The sequence below is a fragment of the Rhodovastum atsumiense genome, assembly GCF_937425535.1.
GTDB classification, from domain to species: Bacteria; Pseudomonadota; Alphaproteobacteria; order Acetobacterales; family Acetobacteraceae; genus Rhodovastum; species Rhodovastum atsumiense.
The window spans coordinates 745,131-764,800 of record NZ_OW485601.1; the positions used below are offsets into that span (position 1 = coordinate 745,131).

At 69.4% G+C, this 19,670-nt stretch carries 15 protein-coding genes; 5 read left to right on the forward strand and 10 right to left on the reverse strand.

Features of this window, described 5'->3' with window-relative positions; translation table 11 throughout:
• Positions 1–3: 3 nt before the first annotated feature.
• Complete coding sequence (gene hfq / locus NBY65_RS03175) at positions 4–330, reverse strand: RNA chaperone Hfq (RefSeq protein WP_150042797.1); 327 nt, start codon at positions 328–330, stop codon at positions 4–6.
• A gap of 611 nt (positions 331–941) precedes the next feature.
• On the opposite strand from hfq, the gene NBY65_RS03180 reads away from it, so the two are divergent.
• The 3 genes from NBY65_RS03180 to NBY65_RS03190 all read left to right on the forward strand — a co-directional run bounded on the left by NBY65_RS03180 (position 942) and on the right by NBY65_RS03190 (position 5,426).
• Positions 942–2,693 carry a thiamine pyrophosphate-dependent enzyme gene (locus NBY65_RS03180; protein ID WP_150042798.1) on the forward strand — a complete coding sequence of 584 codons (1,752 nt, stop codon included), beginning with the start codon at positions 942–944 and terminating at the stop codon, positions 2,691–2,693.
• A gap of 88 nt (positions 2,694–2,781) precedes the next feature.
• Positions 2,782–3,627: an FAS1-like dehydratase domain-containing protein gene (locus NBY65_RS03185; protein WP_150042799.1), complete on the forward strand. Its 846-nt coding sequence runs from the start codon at positions 2,782–2,784 to the stop codon at positions 3,625–3,627.
• Between the two features lie 101 nt (positions 3,628–3,728).
• Entirely contained in the window at positions 3,729–5,426 is a 1,698-nt protein-coding gene (locus NBY65_RS03190) for a methyl-accepting chemotaxis protein (RefSeq protein ID WP_150042800.1), read from the forward strand.
• Positions 5,427–5,480: 54 nt separating this feature from the next.
• Here NBY65_RS03190 and NBY65_RS03195 read toward each other — a convergent pair whose 3' ends face one another.
• Entirely contained in the window at positions 5,481–7,307 is a 1,827-nt protein-coding gene (locus tag NBY65_RS03195) for a S8 family serine peptidase (RefSeq protein ID WP_162530713.1), read from the reverse strand.
• Between the two features lie 134 nt (positions 7,308–7,441).
• A complete protein-coding gene (locus tag NBY65_RS03200) occupies positions 7,442–7,954 on the reverse strand; it encodes a hypothetical protein (protein WP_162530707.1) in 513 nt (170 codons plus the stop codon).
• A 6-nt stretch (positions 7,955–7,960) separates the two neighbouring features.
• Between NBY65_RS03200 and NBY65_RS03205 the strand changes: the two genes are divergently transcribed.
• Positions 7,961–8,212 (forward strand): hypothetical protein, encoded by a 252-nt coding sequence (locus NBY65_RS03205; RefSeq protein WP_162530708.1) that lies wholly within the window; start codon positions 7,961–7,963, stop codon positions 8,210–8,212.
• A 748-nt stretch (positions 8,213–8,960) separates the two neighbouring features.
• On the opposite strand, the gene ntrX is transcribed toward NBY65_RS03205, so the two are convergent.
• The 5 genes from ntrX to dusB all read right to left on the reverse strand — a co-directional run bounded on the left by ntrX (position 8,961) and on the right by dusB (position 16,521).
• Positions 8,961–10,358, reverse strand: a complete 1,398-nt coding sequence (gene ntrX, locus NBY65_RS03210) for a nitrogen assimilation response regulator NtrX (protein WP_150042803.1) — start codon at positions 10,356–10,358, stop codon at positions 8,961–8,963.
• Positions 10,359–10,367: 9 nt separating this feature from the next.
• Positions 10,368–12,599 (reverse strand): sensor histidine kinase NtrY-like, encoded by a 2,232-nt coding sequence (locus tag NBY65_RS03215; RefSeq protein WP_408895390.1) that lies wholly within the window; start codon positions 12,597–12,599, stop codon positions 10,368–10,370.
• A gap of 29 nt (positions 12,600–12,628) precedes the next feature.
• Complete coding sequence (ntrC, locus tag NBY65_RS03220; RefSeq protein ID WP_150042804.1) at positions 12,629–14,086, reverse strand: nitrogen regulation protein NR(I); 1,458 nt, start codon at positions 14,084–14,086, stop codon at positions 12,629–12,631.
• Positions 14,087–14,323: 237 nt separating this feature from the next.
• Positions 14,324–15,466, reverse strand: a complete 1,143-nt coding sequence (locus NBY65_RS03225) for a two-component system sensor histidine kinase NtrB (RefSeq protein WP_150042805.1) — start codon at positions 15,464–15,466, stop codon at positions 14,324–14,326.
• Positions 15,463–16,521, reverse strand: coding sequence for a tRNA dihydrouridine synthase DusB (gene dusB, locus NBY65_RS03230; protein ID WP_150042806.1), 1,059 nt, complete (start codon positions 16,519–16,521; stop codon positions 15,463–15,465). Before dusB ends, NBY65_RS03225 begins: the two co-directional genes overlap by 4 nt.
• A 325-nt stretch (positions 16,522–16,846) precedes the next feature.
• Between dusB and NBY65_RS03235 the strand changes: the two genes are divergently transcribed.
• Positions 16,847–17,986, forward strand: coding sequence for a bifunctional 2-C-methyl-D-erythritol 4-phosphate cytidylyltransferase/2-C-methyl-D-erythritol 2,4-cyclodiphosphate synthase (locus tag NBY65_RS03235; RefSeq protein WP_150045338.1), 1,140 nt, complete (start codon positions 16,847–16,849; stop codon positions 17,984–17,986).
• An 11-nt stretch (positions 17,987–17,997) separates the two neighbouring features.
• On the opposite strand, the gene NBY65_RS03240 is transcribed toward NBY65_RS03235, so the two are convergent.
• Together NBY65_RS03240 and ubiM are read right to left on the reverse strand one after the other, a co-directional pair.
• Positions 17,998–18,405, reverse strand: a complete 408-nt coding sequence (locus tag NBY65_RS03240; RefSeq protein WP_150045337.1) for a VOC family protein — start codon at positions 18,403–18,405, stop codon at positions 17,998–18,000.
• Positions 18,402–19,592, reverse strand: a complete 1,191-nt coding sequence (gene ubiM, locus NBY65_RS03245; protein ID WP_150045336.1) for a 5-demethoxyubiquinol-8 5-hydroxylase UbiM — start codon at positions 19,590–19,592, stop codon at positions 18,402–18,404. The genes NBY65_RS03240 and ubiM overlap by 4 nt, the downstream gene beginning before the upstream one ends.
• Between the last annotated feature and the right edge of the window lie 78 nt (positions 19,593–19,670).

Consider the following 19,670-nt stretch of genomic DNA (forward strand, 5'->3'; position numbering starts at 1 on the left):
CGCTCAGTCTCCGCGGGCAGAGACCGTCTCCCGATCGCGTTGCGGCATGGTCAGCGTAGTACTGGAGGGCTCCTTGGCAGAGGCCCCGGCGCCGGCGCTCGTGGCATCGAACAGCTGGATCGGCGCCCCCGGCATCACGGTGCTGATGGCGTGCTTGTAGACGAGCTGCGTATGCCCGTCGCGGCGCAGCAGGACGGAAAAATTATCGAACCAGGTGATGATGCCCTGCAGCTTGACGCCGTTCACCAGGAAGACGGTGACAGGGGTCTTGTTCTTGCGCACATGGTTCAGGAAGACATCCTGAACATTCTGCGATTTCTCGTTGGCCACGACGTGATCCTTCTTGTTGTTGCTGGTCCCGGATTGCTCCGGAACCCGATTCAGGCGCCGCCGCGCGGGCGTGGCTCGGCCGCGCACGGCGTCAGATGACCAGTCACCTTCCCCCTGAAGGCGGTACCGTGTACCGCCAGCGAGGGATACCGGCGACCGACGGGTCCGGGAACACCCCACGATCCCGCAGGCAAGCCACGCCACCCTCGGCAAACCCGGCACGGCCACAGGGACAACCGCGCCAGCGCTTCTGGCGCCGTATCACGTTCTTACCATAGCCGTCGCGTCCGCTCCACGCCGAAGCGCGGGCGTATGTCGAAGCGGTTTTCCGGTGTTTCGATTGACACGACAAACAAATCCGCCCCCGACCCGGTCCCGTTTGCCTGGATCAGATCAGTCATGCAGGGCGGTACGACCATCAGAACAGGCAACGTCATGGTCGCGACAGCGGCATGACTCCCTGGAGAAAGACGCCTGCATGCGGGAAGATGCAAGGTGACGAACGTTCCCCGGGGCCCACGCTTACGGGGCTTTCCACCGCGTCCCGTGGCGACTGAGCCCGGAACTGTCGCAGGGACGCCTTGTTCCTGTTCCGTGTCCAGGAGGCAGTGATGGCCGAAACGACAGGCGATGTGCTCGTGCAGGGATTGCTCGACTGGGGAACCGACACCGTGTTCGGCCTTCCCGGTGATGGCGTGGCCGGCATCGTCGAGGCGCTGCGCCGCCGCGCCGACCGCATCCGTTTCGTGCAGACCCGCCAGGGATCGACCGCCGCGCTGATGGCCAGCGGTCATGCCCGGCTGACCGGGCGGCTCGGCGTGTGCCTGGCCAGTGCCGGACCGGGCGGGCTGCAATTGCTGGCCGGCCTGTATGACGCCCGGGCGGACGGCGCGCCGGTGCTGGCCCTGACCGGGCTGCCGCCCCATGACCTGATCGGCACCGCGGGCCAGCAGGACGTGCCGCTCGACCGTGTCTTCGCCGATGCCTGCGGCTTCAGCATCCAGGTGCAGGGGCCCGCCCATGCCGAGGCGGCGGTGAACCAGGCGTGCCGGATCGCGCTCGCCGACGCGACGGCGACGCATCTGACCATCCCGTCCGATATCCAGTCCGCCACGCTCGGGCGCAACCTGCGCGCCGGACGCAACGGAACGGTAGCAGCATCGCTGCCGGCGCCGCCGGCGCTGCTGCCGGCCGAGGATGCGCTCGCCCGCGCGGCCGCCGTGCTGAATGCGGGGCGCCGGATCTGCATCCTGGCCGGACGCGGGGCGCTCGGGGCCCGGGCGGAGCTCACCGCCATCGCCGAACGGCTGGCCGCGCCGGTGACCGAGACGCTGCTCGGCAAGGGGGTGCTGCCCGATCACAGCCCCTATGGTATTGGCGGGGCCGGCCTGCTCGGCACGCGCCCGAGCCAGGATGCGCTGGAGAGCTGCGACACGCTGCTGATCGTCGGCAGCGGCTTCCCCTACCTTGAGTACTATCCGCGTCCCGGCCAGGCGCGGGTGGTGCAGATCGATGCCAATGCACGGCGGATCGGCCTGCGCGTGCCGGTGGAAGCGGCGCTGACCGGCGATGCCGCCGCGGTGTTGCGGGCCTTGCTGCCGCTGCTCGCGCAGCAGCAGGAGCCGGGCTTCCTCGAAGGCGCGCAGGCAACCATGGTGGAATGGCGCGAGGAACTCGACAAACAGGCGACGCGGGGGGATTCGCCGATGAAGCCGCAGGTGGTGCTGCGCGAGCTGGACCGCCTGGCCCCCGAGGATGCGATCCTGGTGGCGGATTGCGGCACCTGCACCACCTGGGCCGCCCGCTACCTGCGCATGCTGGACCGCCGTCGCTTCACCACCTCCGGCACGATGGCGACGGCGGGCTGTGCCCTGCCCTACGCGATCGCCGCCGCCCTCGCCCATCCCGGGCGGATGGTGGTGGCGGTGAGCGGCGACGGCGCGCTGACCATGTCGCTCGGCGAGCTCGCCACCTGCGTGCGCCATGCGCTCGAGGTGAAGCTCCTGGTCCTGCGCAACGATACGCTGGGCGCGGTGCGCTGGGAGCAGATGGTGTTCGCGGGCACGCCCGAATATGGCTGCGCGCTGCAGCCGGTGGATTTCGCCGCGGTCGCCCGGGCCTTCGGCATGCCGGCCTTCACCGCCGACCAGCCGGAGGAATGCGGCGAGGTGATCGAGCGCGCGCTCGCCACCCCCGGCCCGGTGCTGATCGAGGCGGTCGTCGATCCCAATGAACCGCCGATGCCGCCCAAGGTGACGCTGCAGCAGGCGGCGGCGATGGCCGAGGCGCTGGCACGCGGCACGCCGCTGCGCCGGCGCATCGCGCTGACGCTGAACGCCGACAGCGTCCGCCAGACGGTCTGACAGCGGCGGGAACCTCATCCGATTGCATGAACCGGTTGCGCCGGAACATGCTGTCGTTGCGCCACGGACAGGCGGGAGGGAAGCTGCAATGGACATCGACATCGCGCAGTTGCGCGGCTGGATCGGCCGGCAGGAGACGCTGACCGACATCGTCACGCCTTTCCCGGTCGCCGCCCTGGCCGCCACGCTGGATCGCGACGACCCCGCGCCACGGGACGGCGATCCGCTGCCGCCCCTGTGGCATTGGCTGTATTTCCTCCCGCGCGCGCCGCAGTCGCAGATCGGCCCGGACGGGCATCCCCGGCGGGGCGGCTTCCTGCCACCGGTCAGCCTGCCGCGACGCATGTGGGCCGGCGGGCGACTGACCTTCCCGGGCACGTTGCGCATCGGCGATACCATCACCCGCACCTCCACCATCGCCGACGTGACCTTCAAGGAAGGCCGCAGCGGCGCGCTGGTGTTCGTGCTGGTGCGCCACGAGATCGCCGGCCCCGGCGGGCTCGCCATCACCGAGGAGCAGGACATCGTCTATCGCGACGCGGCAAGGCCCGGGGACGCGCCGCCGCCGGCGCGACCGGCGCCGTCCGGAGCCGGCTGGCACCGTGACATCCTGCCCGACCCGGTGCTGCTGTTCCGCTACTCGGCCCTGACGTTCAACAGCCACCGGATCCATTACGACCGTCGCTACGGGACCGAGGCAGAAGGCTATCCGGGGCTGGTCGTGCACGGCCCGCTGCTGGCGACACTGCTGGTGGACCTGGCGCGACGGAATGATCCGCGCCCGATCACGGGCTTTCGCTTCCGGGCGCAGAACCCGGTCTTCGACATCGCCCCCTTCACGACGTGCGGCCGGGTGGAAGGTGAGAAAGCGGCGTTGTGGGCCCAGCGCAGCGACGGCAGCCTGGGCATGGATGCGGAAGCAGTATTTGGTTGAATGATTAATAAATGACGACTTGCGATAGTCCGGTTCTTCCGTTGACCATTTATCAACTTTTGAGCTATTGACTGACCGCGGCACCAGCCGGAAGTTCCGAGATGCATTTCCTCCACAACCGTCGTTTGCCAACCAAGCTCATGCTGCTGCTCGGCATCCTGGTGCTGGCGACGGTTGTCGTTCTCGCTGTCTCCGCACGGCTGACCCACGAGCGCATGATCAACGACCGCACCGCCAAGCTGCGGGCCCTGGTCGATGTTGCGGTCAGCGCGGCATCGCAACTGGAAGCCGAGGTGGTGGCCGGGCGCATCGACCGGGCGGAGGCACTCAGCCGCTTCCGCAAGCTGATCTACGCCACGCGATATGAAAAAGACGAGTATCTGTTCGCCTATGATTTCGACGGGCGCATGGTTGCGTCCGGGCCGCATCAGCAGGCGGAAGGGCAGAACCGGCTGCAGGTCCAGGATGCGAGGGGAACCTATCTCATCCGCGACCTGATCGCCGTGGCCCGCAGCGGCGGCGGAGTGGTCGAATACTGGTATCCCCGCGGCAACGGCGGCGATCCCTTGCCCAAGCGCAGCTACGCGACGGCCTTCGCCCCCTGGCAGATCATGATCGGCACCGGCGTCTACATCGATGACATCGACACCGAGTTCGCCGCCTATCTGCGGCTGGTCGGCCTGATCCTGCTCGGCGGGCTGGCACTGGCCGGGGCGATGGCGGTGGTGATCGGACGCGACATCACCGGTTCGATGCGGCGCACCCAGGAACGGCTGCAACGCCTGGCCGAGGGCGATCACGCGAGCCCCGTGGCGCAGACCGGGCGCGGCGACGAAATCGGCGCGATGGCCCGGGCGCTGGAGGTGGTCCGGCAGGGGGCGGCCGAAGCCGACCGGCTGCGCGGCGAGCGCGAGGCGCTGAAGCAACGGGCCGAGGCGGATCGCATGGCGGCCCTGTCCGGCCTCGCGGACGCGCTGGAGCGCGCGGTGGGCGGCGTGCTGCGGGAACTGCAAAGCGAGGCCACCGAGATGGAATCGGCGGCGGGCCTGCTGTCACGGACCGCCGGCGAGGTGAACACGCGGGTCAATACCGCCGCCCAGGGCGCGGGCGAGGCCACCGGCAACGTCCAGGCCGTGGCGGCCGCCGCCGAGGAACTCAGCCGCTCGATCGACGAGATCTCGCAGCGCGTGGCCCTGGCCGCGGCGGTGGCGCGCAAGGCGTCCGGCCGGGTTTCGACCACCAGCACGCAGGTCGCCGAACTCGCCGGGGCGGCCGGCGAGATCGGCCGGGTGGTGGAACTGATCCAGACCATCGCCGGCCAGACCAATCTGCTGGCGCTGAATGCGACCATCGAGGCCGCCCGCGCCGGGGAAGCCGGCCGCGGCTTCGCGGTGGTGGCCAACGAAGTGAAAGCGCTGGCGGCGCAGACCGCCCGCGCGACCGAGGACATCCGCGGCCAGATCGAGCGCATCCAGTCGTCGACCGAACGTGCCGTGGCGGCGGTCGAGGGCATTGCCGAAGCCGTCACCGAGGTCGACGGCATCTCCACCACCATCGCCGCCGCGGTCGAGGAACAGGGCGCCGCCACCCGCGAGATCGCCGGCAATGTCAGCCGGGCGGCCCAGGCGACCGGCGTGGTCTCGGACAGCGTGACCGCGCTGCAGGACACGTCCGGCACCGTGAACACCACCGCGACGGTGGTGCTCGGCACCGCCGGGAAGCTGTCGGGCTCGGCGAACGCCCTGCGCCAGGAAATGGGGCGGTTCCTGGCGGAAATGCGCACGCAACCAACGGCATAGGGTGGCACAGGCCACCCCGCCGCACTCAACCGGGAGCCCCTGGTTGGACGCCCCCTATGGACGCACGACCCAGGGTAACCCGGCGGGACCAGGCCCGTGGAACCCGCCGGGCGCCAGCCCCTGCTGCTGCACGGCCGTATAGACCTGCTGGCGGATGATCGCATCGACGTCCTGTCCGGCCGGGGCGACGGGCTCCGCCCATGGGCCTGGCGGCAGGGCTGAAGGCTGCAGCAGCCTGGCGAGCAAAGGCAGCCCCGCCCCGCCATAGATCGGATCGAGCCCGAGCGGCACCGTGGCCTGGGTCAGGATCTGGAACAGGCGCTCGACCCGGGCGGCATTGCGCGGGAGCCCACGCTCGCCCAGGGCGGGATGATGGGCGGCGATCAAGGCCAGCAGGCCGGCGACATGCGCCGCGGCCGGGCCGGTGCCGTCCCAGGCGCCGTAGCCGCCCCCCGGCACCGAACTGATGATCGCAACCCCCGGTGCCGCCACCCGGATCAGCGGGCCGCCGGAGGTGAACCCGGCCGCGAAGATCCCGTTGATGCCCCCCGGGCCGGCCTGCGCGCGCGCATGCGTGGTGTGGTCCGGGGCGATGTTGCGCTGGCCGATGGCCGAGACCGCGAAGACACCCGGCAGGTTCGCCGGGAACAGGGACGGACCAGCGGTGTTGCCCGCGCCCACGACCACGGCGACCCCGGCCTTGCGGGCCTGGTCCAGCCGTCGTGCCACCGCCTCGGACACCTGGCTGGTCCCCAGCGACAGCAGCACCACGTCGATGCGATTGTCGACCGCATAGGCCAGGGCCGAAATGAGCCCGTCGAGCCGACCGCCGGGAAACAGCTTCAGCACATGCAGCTCGGCCTGCGGCGCGAAGCCGCGGATGCCGTGACCATTGCCGGCGACGATGCCGGCGAGATGGGTGCCGAGCCCCAGCGTGTCCTGGGTCCAGCCCTGCGGATCGGCGTCGGGATTGGTGAAATCGCGGCCGATGCGCAGATGGGTCAGGCTGGGATGGGTGTTGTCCGCCCCGGAATCGATGATGGCCACCCTGGCCCCCTGCCCGGTCAGCTCCGTCGCCCCTTCGCCGAGCCCGATCAGGCGCTGCCCCCAGCCAATGAAGTGCTGCTCGTTGAAGCCGGCCGGCTGGAAGGCCTTGAGGGGTTCGAGGGTGACGGTATTCGGCCCGGCCTGCCTCAGCTCGGGATTGGGGATCCAGATGTCCCAGTACTCCGCGGAAGGCTTGACATGCAGACCGGTGATGCCGGTCACGGCGGTGCCGAAGATCGACAAGGTCGCCAGCCCCTGGGCATTGGTGACGGCCTGGGTGAGCCCGTGCCCGACCACCGTGACCAGGGCCTTGCCGACCGGTCGTCCCTGCGTGTCCTGCACCTTCACCGGCACGGTGATGGCGGATGTCGCCGTCGCCACGACCGGCCCGGCAACGGGCTGGGGCCCGGGCAGGGTGATGCCGCCGAAATGCTCGAGGTCGAGGTTACGCTCGACAATGAGGGCGGGGCCGGCGTTCAGGCGCAGTTCCAGTTCCTGCGATAAGGAGGTTTCCGCCACCAGCACATCCGATGCCCCCGCGGCATCGGCCGCCAGCACGGCAAGGCCGCTCGGGCGCAGGGCTTTCCTGACCTTGAAATCGGGCAGCGCCGCCAGGGCCTGGGCGATCTGGTCCGTACTCTGGGGGTGCAACGCCCCCTCGCGGTGCGCGATCAGGATTTCGACCCTGCGGGACGCGACCCCACCCGGCGACAGGGCCTCCGCGGCCAGGGGGTGTGGCGAAGCGGTCTCGGGATGCTGCGGGGCCGGTCCGGAGCCTGCCTTCCGGGTGGCGCTGTCCTTGTTCGCACCATCTCTTTCCTTGGTTTCGCTCATGGGGACCTGCCTTCTGTGCGGGGGCATTGCATGTGTGACCGTGGCGTACGGCACGACAGAGGGCCCCGCGCCTCGGCGGCACGGAGCTGCGCGAGATGGGCGCCCGGCCGGGTCCCCCCGGCCGGGCCGGATGGTCAGTGATAGGCGTAGTTGCTCTGGGCGGATTGCGGCACGGACAGCCAGGGATTGTTGAGCCCCTGCGCCCCGAAGGGCTGTGCGCCGAATTGCTGCGCCTGGGCCTGCTGCAGGGCCGAGAGAACCCCGCCAATGACCTGCGGCAGTTGCTGGGTGATCTGCTGGGCTGCCGCCTGGCCGATCACCTGCGCGGCCCCGCCAAGCCACACGCCGAACTCGCCGCCCGTCCCCTGCGACGCGAACTGACCGCCCAGGCCGCTCTGCTGGGCCCGGAATTGCTGGGTGGCCGCGAGAGTGGCGATCAGGTTGGCGATGATGTGGGGAAGCTGCTGGGTGATATGCTGGCTGAGGGCGATCGCCAGTTGCTGCGCATGCTGGGCCTGCAGTCCCTGCTGCCCCACCCCGGCCAGCAGGCGGTTGATATCCGCGCCTCCGTTCTGTTGCTGCAGGGTCGCCGCGAACGGATTGAGCTGCGGGTTCAACTGTCCCTGCAATCCCTGCAATCCCTGCAATCCCTGGTGTCCCTGCAATCCCTGGGCCTGGGCACCAGGGTAGCCCTGGAAACCTCCGGCCTGCTGCGCGATCTGCGGATTGTTCTGCAGGGCCGAAAGGATGACGGGAACGGCGAGCTGCGCCACCCTTCCGGCAATATCCGTCAGGTTCTGGGGATTGCCGAATTGCTGCTGGCCTCCCCCCGTCCCCGTAAGGCCCTGGCCGCCAAAGCCTTGACCGCCAATTCCGCCGAAAGCATTCCCAAGTATGTTTCCTGACATTTGCGCCTTCCTTCCTGTCAATGTTGCTATTCTTGGTCAGAACTATTTGCCATTATTTGGCACATGGCAGCATGAATATAGCAACGTCTCTGTTATAATACTTATAAATTAATCTTGATTACTATAGTCAAAACTATTCATATTTTGGAATCGAACCGTTTGTTATTAAATAACCAATAGCAAATTATCGATAATTTTATCATGATAATATTCTTTCTTCGTGCAATTCATGTCACTTGATTGCAAATTAAACATTGCGTTTAGTGTTAATGATTTATAATTATAGCAAAAATCAGCACTATATTTTCGTTAATGCACTCTTCAGCCCGCTTAAATATCGGCCTATTCGATACGATTTATTTGAACAACTCGTTTTATTGCAGCCAATCCAATGCACATTGGGCGCGGGCCGCAGCATGCGCCCGGAAATAACGGACAAGGGCAGACGCCCCGAAATCCCCGGGCAAAAATCAGTCGCTGGATGTGCCGCGGGGCGCTACAGCGCCTGCCCGCTCATCTTCTGTCCGCGCTTCTTACGGACAGCATGGACAGCATAATGTCAGCATCACCCGACTCTTTTGTTTCGCGTGGCTGTCCAGAGCACCGGCCGCCCATCACCGGATGGCGGACCGAGACACCCTGATGCTAGCGAAGCAATCCGGCCGACGATATTCACATCGGCGTATGCTATATATAATAATATACCGTAAATAAACGTAGATATGTGGGTCGGGAGAGGCGCCGGTCAGCCGCCGCCCCGGTCCTCTCCGCCCACGCCCAGTTGCTTGAGCTTGCGGTGCAGGGCGCTGCGCTCCATGCCCACGAACTGCGCCGTCCGGGAAATGTTGCCGCCAAAGCGCAACAACTGCGCCTGCAGGTACTGGGTTTCGAACAGGTCGCGGGCCTCGCGCAGCGGCAGCCCCATCACATCGGCGCTCGGGTCGGCGTTGAACAAGGCCGGCGCCGCCGAGCCGATCTCCGGCGGCAGCATGTCCGCGCGGATCGGGTCGGCATGCCCCCCCGGCGCCATGATCAGCAGCCAGTCCACCAGGTTGCGCAACTGCCGCACATTGCCCGGCCAGTCGTACGCCTGCAGCGCCGTCACCGCATCGGTGGACAGCTCGCGCGAGGGCATGCCCGCGGCCTCGGCCGAGCGCAGCAGGAACAACCTGGCGAGCGCGGGAATATCCTCCCGCCGCTCCTTCAGCGCCGGCACCCGCAGCGGCACCACCGCCAGCCGGTAGTACAGGTCCTCGCGGAACCGCCCGGACGCGATCTCGGCATGCAGGTCCTTGTTGGTGGTGGACAGCACCCGCACATCCACCTTCACCCGCTGCGACCCGCCGATGCGCTCGAAGGTCTGGTCCTGCAGGGCGCGGACGATCTTGCCCTGGGTCTCCAGCGGCATGTCCGACACCTCGTCCAGCAGCAGCGTGCCGCCATGCGCCCGCTCCAGCACGCCGGCCCGGCGCGGCTGCAGCAGCGGATCGGCGCCGGCCTCCACGCCGAACAGCTCCTCCTCGAAGCGGGCGGGGTTGAGGATGGCGCAGTTCAGCGCCACGAAGGGGCCGGAGGTCCGGCGCGACCGCGCATGGATCATGCGCGCCACCACTTCCTTGCCCGACCCGGCCGGCCCGCTGATCAACACGCGCGACCCGGTCGGCGCCACCTTCTCCACCGCCGCCCGCAGCATCGAGACCGCCGGGCTGTCGCCGGTCAGCTCGGTCTCGGGGCCGGCGCGCAGCCGCAGCTCGGCGTTCTCGCGGGCGAGCTGGGCCGCTTCCAGCGCGCGCCGCACCACCAGCAACAGGCGGTCGGACTGGAACGGCTTCTCGATGAAGTCATAGGCGCCCTGCTGGATCGCCTGCACCGCGGTCTCGATGGTGCCGTGGCCGGAGATCATCACCACCGGCACCTGCGGCTCCTCGCCGTGGAAGGTCTGCAGCAGCCCCAGCCCGTCCAGGCGCGAGCCCTGCAGCCACACGTCCAGGATCACCAGCGATGGCCGGCGCAGGCGGAAAGCGGCGATGGCCGAATCCGAGTCACCGGCCCCGCGGGTCTCGTAGCCTTCATCGCGCAGGATGCCGTCCACCAGCATCCGGATGTCCGGCTCGTCGTCGACGATCAGGATGTCATGCGCCATCACGGAAACTCACGACTCGGTCTGCAAGGGAAGCTTCAGGATGGCGATCGCCCCCGGACCGTCGGGACGATCCTCCAGCGCGACCCGGCCACCATGGTCCTCCATGATCTTCTTGACGATGGCAAGCCCAAGCCCCGTGCCTTTGGGCTTGTGGGTCACGTAGGGCTCGGTCAGGCGGGCGCGATCCTCCTCGGGAAGGCCGATGCCGTCATCGGCGACCCGGATCACCACGTCATCGCCCGCCAGCGCCACCTGCACGGCAATCCGCCCCACCGGCTCGTCCGGCGCGCGCGGGCGCATCGCCACCGCATCGGCGGCATTCTGCAGCAGGTTGGTCAGGGCCTGGCCGACCAGCCGGCGGTCGCACGGCGCCACCGGCCCGCGTTCGGGGATATCGGTGTCCCAATGGATCTGCGGATGCGCCTGTTTCTGCAGCACCAGCGCCTCGCGGGCGACGCGCCCGACATCCTCCGGCCGGATCACCGGATGCGGCATGCGGGCAAAGGCGGAGAACTCGTCGACCATGCGCCTGATATCGCCAACCTGGCGCACGATCGTATCGGCGCACTGGGTGAAAGTCTCGGGATCGGAGGTGATCTCCCGGGCAAAACGGCGCTTCAGCCGCTCGGCCGAAAGCTGAATGGGGGTGAGCGGGTTCTTGATCTCGTGGGCGATGCGCCGGGCCACGTCCGCCCAGGCCGCCTTGCGCTGGGCCGATTGCAGTTCGGTGATGTCATCGAAGGTGGCGACGAAGCCGCGCGCGCCGTCCGGGCCGCCCTCGCGCGGGGGATCGGCGGAGATGCGCACCAGCAGCATGCGCCGCCGTGCCGGCGGACCGATCTGCAGCTCCGCGGTGCGGGTCCGGTCGGGGGCGGCCCGCACCTCGGCCAGCAGCGGGGCGAATTCCGGCACCATCTCGCCGAGATCGCGGCCGATCGCACCCAGCAGGTCGACATCGAGCAAGGCGCTGGCGACGCGGTTGGGCAGTTCGATCCGCCCCTCGGCGTCCAGGCCGATCACCCCGGCGGAAACGCCGGACAGCACCGCCTCGGTGAAGCGGCGCCGCGCGTCGAGCTGGCTGTAGGCATCCATCAGCTCGCGGCGTTGCGCGGAAAGCTGCCCGATCATGCGGTTGAAGGCGCGCGACAGCCCGGCGACCTCGTCGCCCGTCACTTCCTCGGGCACCCGCACCGAGAGGTCGCCGGCGCGCACGCGCTCGGAGGCGGTGATCAGCCGCCCCACCGGGCGGGCGATCGAGTTGGCCATCACCAGGCCGATCAGCCCCGCCGCGCACAGGATCAGCAGCGCGATCAGCGCGAAGATCAGGGCGAAGGTGATCTGCAACCCGGAACGGCTGTCGTCGAGCCGGTGATATTCGCTGACCGCCTGCTCGGTGCGCTGCATGTGCTCGAGGATGGCGGGATCGACCGGGCGGCCGATCAGCAGCATCAGGGTGGGGGTGATGTCGAGCTTCACCACCGCGCGCACCCGGTTCGAATCCTCGCTGCCGAGCACGCCGACCTCGCCGCTGCGCGCGAGTTCGGTGGCCCAGAGCGGCGGCGGATCGGCGGGTGGCCCGACCGAGGCCATCACCTGCCCGGTGACTGGCTCGAAGATCACCGCCTCGGTCAGCCCGCGCAGGGCGGTCTGCGCCCCGAGCACCTGGGCGAAGGCGCCGGCGCTGTTGCCGAGGAAGTCGCTGGCCCGCACCAGGTCGTTGGCCATGCCCAGCGCGTCGGCGCGGATGTTGTTGCGGTGCTCTTCCAGGTACCCCCGGCTGGCCTGCAGGCTTTCCTGCAGCGCGGTGCGCACCGGCTCGTTGAACCAGGCCTGGACGCCGAGATGGAAGAAGGCGGTGGCGAACACCGCCACCACGATGGCCGGCGCCACCGCGACGCCGGAGAACAGCAGCACCAGCCGGATATGCAGCCGCGAACCCGCCGAGCCGCGCCGGCGCTCCACCCAGACGCGGGTGAGCCGCCCGAGCAGCACCGCGCCGAGCAGCAGCACCACGACCAGGTTCGCCAGCACCATGGCGAACACGAGGTTCGGCCCGGGCACGCCCTGCGCGATCGCCACGAAGGTGGCGATGCCCAGCGCCAGCGCGAAGGCGGCGAGCACCAGCGTGACGATCTTGCCGAGCAGGATGTCGACGACCCGCCGCAGCCGCGAGCGCGGCGGCGGGTCGGCCGGCAGCCGCTCGCGGGCGGCAAGCGCGTCACGGGACGGCGCGACGTTCACCTCCGGCGGTCCTTCCCTCCTGGCCGCGATCAGGCAATGCCCCGGACGACGGGGATGTCGAGATCACGGATCTTCTTGCGCAGCGTGTTGCGGTTCAGGCCCAGCATGGCAGCCGCCTTGATCTGGTTGCCCCTGGTCGCCGCCAGCGTCAACTGGATCAGCGGCCGCTCCACCTCGGCCAGCACGCGGTCATAGATGTCGGAGGGGGCCATGCCGTCGCGATGGGCGGCCAGGAAGGCCCGGATATGGCGCTCCACCGCGGCCGACAGCGGCTCGGGCCCCTCCGCCACGGCGGCGGGCGCGCCGGGCAGCGCCATCGGCTCGGCCTCGGCCAGTTCCGCGCGCACGGTCTCGGCGGTGATCACCTCGTCGGGGCAGAGCGCGGCCAGCCGGCGCATCAGGTTCTCGAGCTCGCGCACGTTGCCCGGCCAGCGCCACGCCCTGAGCGCCTCCATCGCACCGGCGTCGAGCGACTTCGTGGGCAGGCCATCGGCCCGCGCGCGCTCGAGGAAATGGCGGGCGAGGTCGGGCACGTCCTCGGTGCGCTCGCGCAGCGGCGGCAGGCGGATCGGCACGACGTTGAGGCGATAGAACAGGTCCTCGCGGAAGGCGCCGGCCCGGATCGCCGCGCGCAGGTCGCGATGGGTGGCGGCGATGATGCGCACATTGGCGCGCACCGGCTGGCGGCCGCCGACCGTGGTGAACTCTCCTTCCTGCAGCACCCGCAGCAGCCGCGTCTGCGCCTCGGGCGGCATGTCGCCGATCTCGTCGAGGAACAGCGTGCCGCCATTGGCCTGCTCGAAGCGGCCGACATTGCGGTTCATCGCCCCGGTGAAGGCGCCGCGCTCGTGGCCGAACAGCTCGCTTTCGATCAGCTCGCGCGGGATCGCCGCCATGTTGATGGCGATGAAGGGACCGCCGCGGCGGCGGCCGTAATCGTGCAGGGCGCGCGCGACCAGTTCCTTGCCGGTGCCGCTCTCGCCGTTGATCATCACCGTCAGGTCGGCGGTAGTGAGGCGGGCGATGGTCCGGTAGATCTCCTGCATCGCCGGGCTGCGGCCGATCAGCGGCAGCCGCTCCTCCGCCTCGCGCGGCGTCTCGGCGGCGACCGGCTCGGGCGCCGGGGCGGCCAGGGCGCGCCCGACCACGGCCAGCAGCTCCTTCAGGTCGAAGGGCTTGGGCAGGTATTCGAAGGCGCCGCGCTGTGCCGCCTTCACCGCGGTTATCAGCGTCGACTGCGCGCTCATCACCACCACGCGCAGGTCGGGGCGCACGCGCTTGATGCGCGGGATCAGGTCGAGCCCGTTCTCGTCGGGCATGACGACATCGGTGATCACCAGGTCGCCCTCGCCATCCTCCACCCAGCGCCACAGCGTCGCGGCGTTGGAGGTGCTGCGCACCTGGTAGCCGGAACGCCCGAGCGCCTGGGTCAGCACGGTCCGGATGGAGCGGTCGTCATCGGCGATCAGGACGGTGGGCGGGGTCATGGCCGGCCCACCCGCGCGGGCCGGCGACATGCGCATGCGTCCCGCCCCCGGCAACCCCCGGACGAAGCCGTCACGCGGCAGCGTGCGGCCCGCGGCGGGAAAACCGGGGCAACCCCCCGGCGCGTGGCAGGCATCAGTGGCAACATCAGGTCAGGTCCGGTCAATTCGCGGGCGTCACAGGCAAGGGTGTGAACAAAGGCGTGTCAAAGACGAGGGCGTCACGAAAGAGGGAGGCAGTCACACCAGCGGGGGTGTCTCGTCGATGAGCATCGGCAGGTGCATGCGCACCTCGGTGCGTCCCGGCCGGCTTTCCACCTCCACCAGCCCGCCGTGGTCATTGACGATCTTCGCGACCAAAGCGAGGCCGAGGCCGCTGCCGGCAGGCTTGGAGGTGACGAAGGGATCAAACAGATGCGGCCGGATGTCCTCGGAGATGCCCGGCCCGTTGTCGCGCACGATCACCACCATGGGCAGGTGCATCCGCCGGTCGGTGCCGGGGATGGCGAGCCGCACGCCATGCTGGAAGGCCGTGACCAGGGTGATCTCGCCATTGGCGACGTTGCCGCCGACGATCGCCTCGGCGGCGTTCTTCACCAGGTTGAGCAGAACCTGCACCAACTGGTCGCGGTTGCCGTGCACCGGCGGCAGGCTGGGATCGTAGACCTCGTGGAAGCGGATGCCGGCGGCGAAGCCGCTCTGCGCGAGCCGCCGGACATGCTCCAGCACGCGGTGAATGTTGACCGCGCCGCGCTCGATCGGCTTCTCGTTGAACATCTCCATGCGGTCGACCAGGGCACGGATCCGGTCGGCCTCGTCACGGATCAGGATGGTCAGTTCCTGGTCGGCCGGCCCGACGCTGCTCTCGAGCAATTGCGCCGCGCCGCGGATGCCGGACAGCGGGTTCTTCACCTCGTGCGCGAGGATCGCCGCCATGCCGGTGACGCTGCGGGCGGCACTGCGGAAGGTCAGTTGCCGGTCGAGCGTGCGCGCGGCCGAGACGTCCTGCATCACCAGCAGCACCGCCCCCGGATCATCCGGCAACGGCGTGCCCTGCACGGCGATGCCGGATTTCTTCAGCCGCGGGCTCTCGAAGCTCATGTCGTAGTCGGCGACGATGACATCGCCCTGGCGTACCTGGTCGATCAGCAGGAACACCGGGTTGTCCTGCGGCAGCAGGTCCACCAGCGCCATCTGCGCCAGTTGCGAGGCGGACACCCCCAGGAACTGCTCGGCGGCGTGGTTGACGTAGGTGAAACGGTTTTCCCGGTCCAGCACCACCACCGGCAGCGGCAGCGCCGACATCAGCGCCGCCGCCTCGGGTGGACGCCGGTGCTCGCCCCGCTCTACCACGGCCAGGGCCGCGCGACGGCCGAACCTCATGCCGCCTCCGCGAGCATGGCCTCGCGCAAGGCCACGCGAGTGACGCCACGGGCGATCAGCGGATCGTAGAAGCGCCCGATCAGCGCCTCGACCGCGGCGGCGTCGGGCAGGCGGTTGACGGTGGACCGGAACTCCGCCGAGCCCGGCAGGCCGCGCGAATACCAAGATAGGTGCTTGCGGGCGAGCCGCACCCCGGCCTCGGTGCCGAAATGCGCCAGGATGGCGTGGTAATGCTCGAGCATGATGCGCTTCTGCTCGGCCAGCGACGGCTCGGGCCGCCGCTGGCCGGTCTGCAGGAAATGGGCGACCTGGGCGGGGAACCAGGGGCGGCCGTAGCAGCCGCGGCCGATCATCACCCCGTCCGCCCCCGAGCGCCGCAGCGCCTCGGCGGCGTCGTCCTCGGTGACGATGTCGCCATTGGCAATGACGGGGATGTCCACCGCCGCCTTCACCTCGGCGATGAAGTCCCAGTCGGCGGTGCCGGTATAGAACATCTGGCGGGTGCGGCCGTGCACGGTGACCATGCGGATGCCGCTCTCCCGGGCAATGCGGGCCAGGCGCGGCGCGTTCAGGCTGGCGTGGTCCCAGCCCATGCGCATCTTCAGCGTGACCGGGGCGTCGACCGCGCGCACCGTCGCCTCCAGGATGCGGGCGGCGGCAAGCTCGTCGCGCATCAGCGCGCTGCCGGCCATCTGTCCGACCGCCACCTTCTTCACCGGGCACCCGAAATTGATGTCGACGATGTCCGCGCCGCGGCCGACCGCGATCCGCGCGGCCTCGGCCATCGCCACCGGATCACAGCCGGCAAGCTGGATGGAGGACGGCTTTCCGTCCAGTTCGGCCATGCGCAAGGTCGCCCGATTCTCGCGCACCATCGCCCAGGAAGCGATCATCTCGGAAACCACCAGGCCCGCGCCAAGGGCACGGGCGAGCCGGCGAAACGGCAAATCCGTCACGCCGGACATCGGTGCGAGAATGACCGGCATGTCCAGGCGCACGCCATTGCCAAGTTCAATCGGCCGCAGACGCGGCATGTGTTGCAAGGGGCTGCCCATGATTTAGGCAAGTTAGACTGCGCCCTGCGCCGACGCAATGCGGGAGGTCGCGTGCCGGCCGCTTTGACCTCCACCGGAGATGCAGCCTTGGCATGCATTTGCATGCAAGAGTGGCGGGGCGTTGCCCCGCACCCCACCAGGAGGCTTTGCCTCCTGGACCTCCACCAAGGGCCAGAGGCCCTTGGATCCCATTCTTTGCCGCGCAGCACGAATTGGGGTGCAGGGGTCCCCTGACCCCTGCTGGGTCAAGGGCGAAGCCCTTGCCTTACCCTTATTCCTTGTCATGCTCCGTTGACGCCGCCGGCGATCACGTTATGGGTGCGCCATGAGCCGTCCCCGCACCGCCCTTCTCCTCGTCGCCGCCGGCACTGGCAGCCGACTCGGCGCCGAGACGCCCAAGCAGTTCCTCCCGCTCGCCGGCCAGCCGGTGATGCGCCATGCCGCCGCGCGGCTCGCGCCGGAGGTGGACCTGATCCAGCCTGTCGGAGACGCCGCCCCGATTGTCGCGGCACTCGGCGACATCCCGCATCTGCCGCCGGTGCCCGGTGGCGCTTCCCGCCAGCAGAGCGTGCGCGCCGGGCTCGAGGCGCTGGCGCCGCACGCGCCGGAGGTGGTGCTGGTGCACGATGCCGCCCGCCCCTTCATCCCGGCCGGCACCGTGGCGGCGCTGCTCGCGGCGCTGCGGGAGGTCCCCGGTGCCATTCCGGCGGTGCCGGTCGCCGACACGCTCAAGCGTGGCGAGGCCGGCCGGATCACCGGAACGGTGCCGCGTGCCGGGTTGTTCCGCGCGCAGACGCCGCAGGCCTTCCGCTTCCCGCTGTTGCTGGAACTGCACCGCGCCGCCCCCGAAGGCGCCACCGACGATGCCGCCATCCTGGAAGAGGCAGGCCACGCGGTTGCCCTGGTGCCCGGCGACGAGCAGAACATCAAGCTGACCTACAAGGAGGATCTGGTGCGGCTGGAGCGGGTGCTGCTGGGGACGATGATCCCGCGCGTGGGCACGGGCTACGACGTCCATGCCATGGCGGAGGCGCGCAAGCTCATCCTCTGCGGCATCGAGGTGCCGCATGACCGTGGGCTCGCCGGTCATTCCGATGCCGATGTCGGCATCCACGCCTTGTGCGACGCGATCTATGGCGCGCTGGCCGAGGGCGATATCGGCCGCCATTTCCCGCCGAGCGAGGCGACCTGGAAGGACGCGGATTCGGCGCGGTTCCTGCGCCATGCCGCCGGGCGCATCGCCGCGCGCGGCGGGGTGCTGGCCAATGCCGACGTGACGCTGATCTGCGAGCGGCCGAAGATCACACCGCACGCCCCGCGCATGATCGCCCGCCTTGCCGAACTGCTGGAGGTCGATCCCGGCCGGATCTCGGTGAAGGCGACCACCACCGAGAAGCTCGGTTTCACCGGGCGGATGGAAGGGATCGCGGCGCAGGCGGCGGTGACGGTGCTGGTGCCGGGCTGACCGGCGCCGGGTCACGGCTCCGGGCGATGGCACACCGCTTCCAGGCGCCAGCCATCCGGGTCGATCACGAAGGCGGCATAATACTGTGGATGATACTGTGCGCGCAGCCCGGGCGCGCCGTTGTCGCGCCCGCCCGCCGCCAGGGCGGCGGCGTGGAACCCGTCCACCATGCGGCGCGTGCGGGCGGTGAAGGCGATGTGGAAGCCGCGCGCCCCGGCGATCCGCTCGGCGGGATCGCCTGAGCTGGTGATCCAGAAGGCGCCCCCCGGATCATCCCAGGCCTCGATCTCCGCGGGCCCGTAGCCGGCCGCCTGCGGCAGTTCCAACCGCACCCGCAGGCCGAGCGGCGCCAGCGCCGCGTCGTAGAAGGCGCGGGCGCGGGCGTAATCGGCGACGGCGATGGAAAGATGCGAGATCAAGACATCCGGGAGACCGGCGCGTCGTCCATCAGGTTGCGCACCACCGTCCGGCGCACCGGCGGCAGGAACTGCCCCAGGCGCAGCGCAGCGCTGCGCATCAGCCGCACCGGCAGCCGGTCGTCGGTATAGAACAGCGCGGTCGCGTTGGTCGCCAAGTACAGCGGCCAGCTCGCGCGGCGGTGCTCGAAGGCGTACCGGCGCAACGCATGCGCATCCGCCACGTCGCGCCCCCGCTCGACCGCGGCGCGGATCTCGGAGGCCAGGACATGCGCGCCGCGCAGGCCCAGGTTGAAGCCATGCGCCGTCACCGGATGCATGCCCACCGCCGCGTCCCCGAGCAGCACATAGCGCCGGTCGGTGAAACGCTGCGCGTAGACGCCCACCAGCGGATAGACATGCTTGGTCGACACCAGGTGCATCGCGCCGAGGCGGTTGCGGTAGCGACGGGTGATCTCGGCGTTGAACGCCGGCTCCGGCAGCGCCAGCAGCCCGTCCATCTCGCGCGCCGGCAGGGTCAGCACGGCCCCGGACACATCGCCGTTCAGCGGCAAGATGGCGAAGGTCTGGCCGTAGTCGAACCATTCGGTGGCGACGCCGTCATGCGGCTTCTCGTGCGCCATGCGGCAGACCAGCATGATCTTGCCGAAATCCTGCATCTGCGCCGGAATGCCCATGCGCCGCCGGGTCTCGGAGAAACGGGTGTCGGCGGCCACCACCAGCCCCGCGCCGATCTCCGTGCCGTCGCCGAGCGTGACGGTGGCGCCCTGCCGGTCGGTGCGCAGGGCGGTGACGGTGGCGCCGGTGATCAGGCGCACATGCTCCATGCCCGCGACTTCTTCATAAAGGGCGCGGCGGATCAGGTGATTGGGGATGAGCACGCCGAGCCGGTCCTCGCCGCGCGGCGGCGGCTCGAAATTCAGCGCGAAGGCCGAACGACCGTTCAGCACGCGGGCCCGACGCAGCGAGGCGATCTCGGCCGGCGGGATGCGGTCCCAGACGCCGAGCGCGCGCAGCAGCGCCATCGACAGATGCGTCAGCGCGATCTCGCGGCCATCGAAGGCCGGATCGGCCAGGGCCGGCGCCGACTGCTTTTCGATCAGCGCCACGCGCAGCCCGGAGCCCTTGAGCGAGCAGGCGAAGGATAGCCCGGCGGGACCGGCCCCGACGACGACGATATCGAACTGCATGCGGCAGACCCCCCTTGGCGGCCCCGGAGCATCGCGCAGTCTTATCCCCGGGCTGAGCGGTTTACCGGGGCAACGACT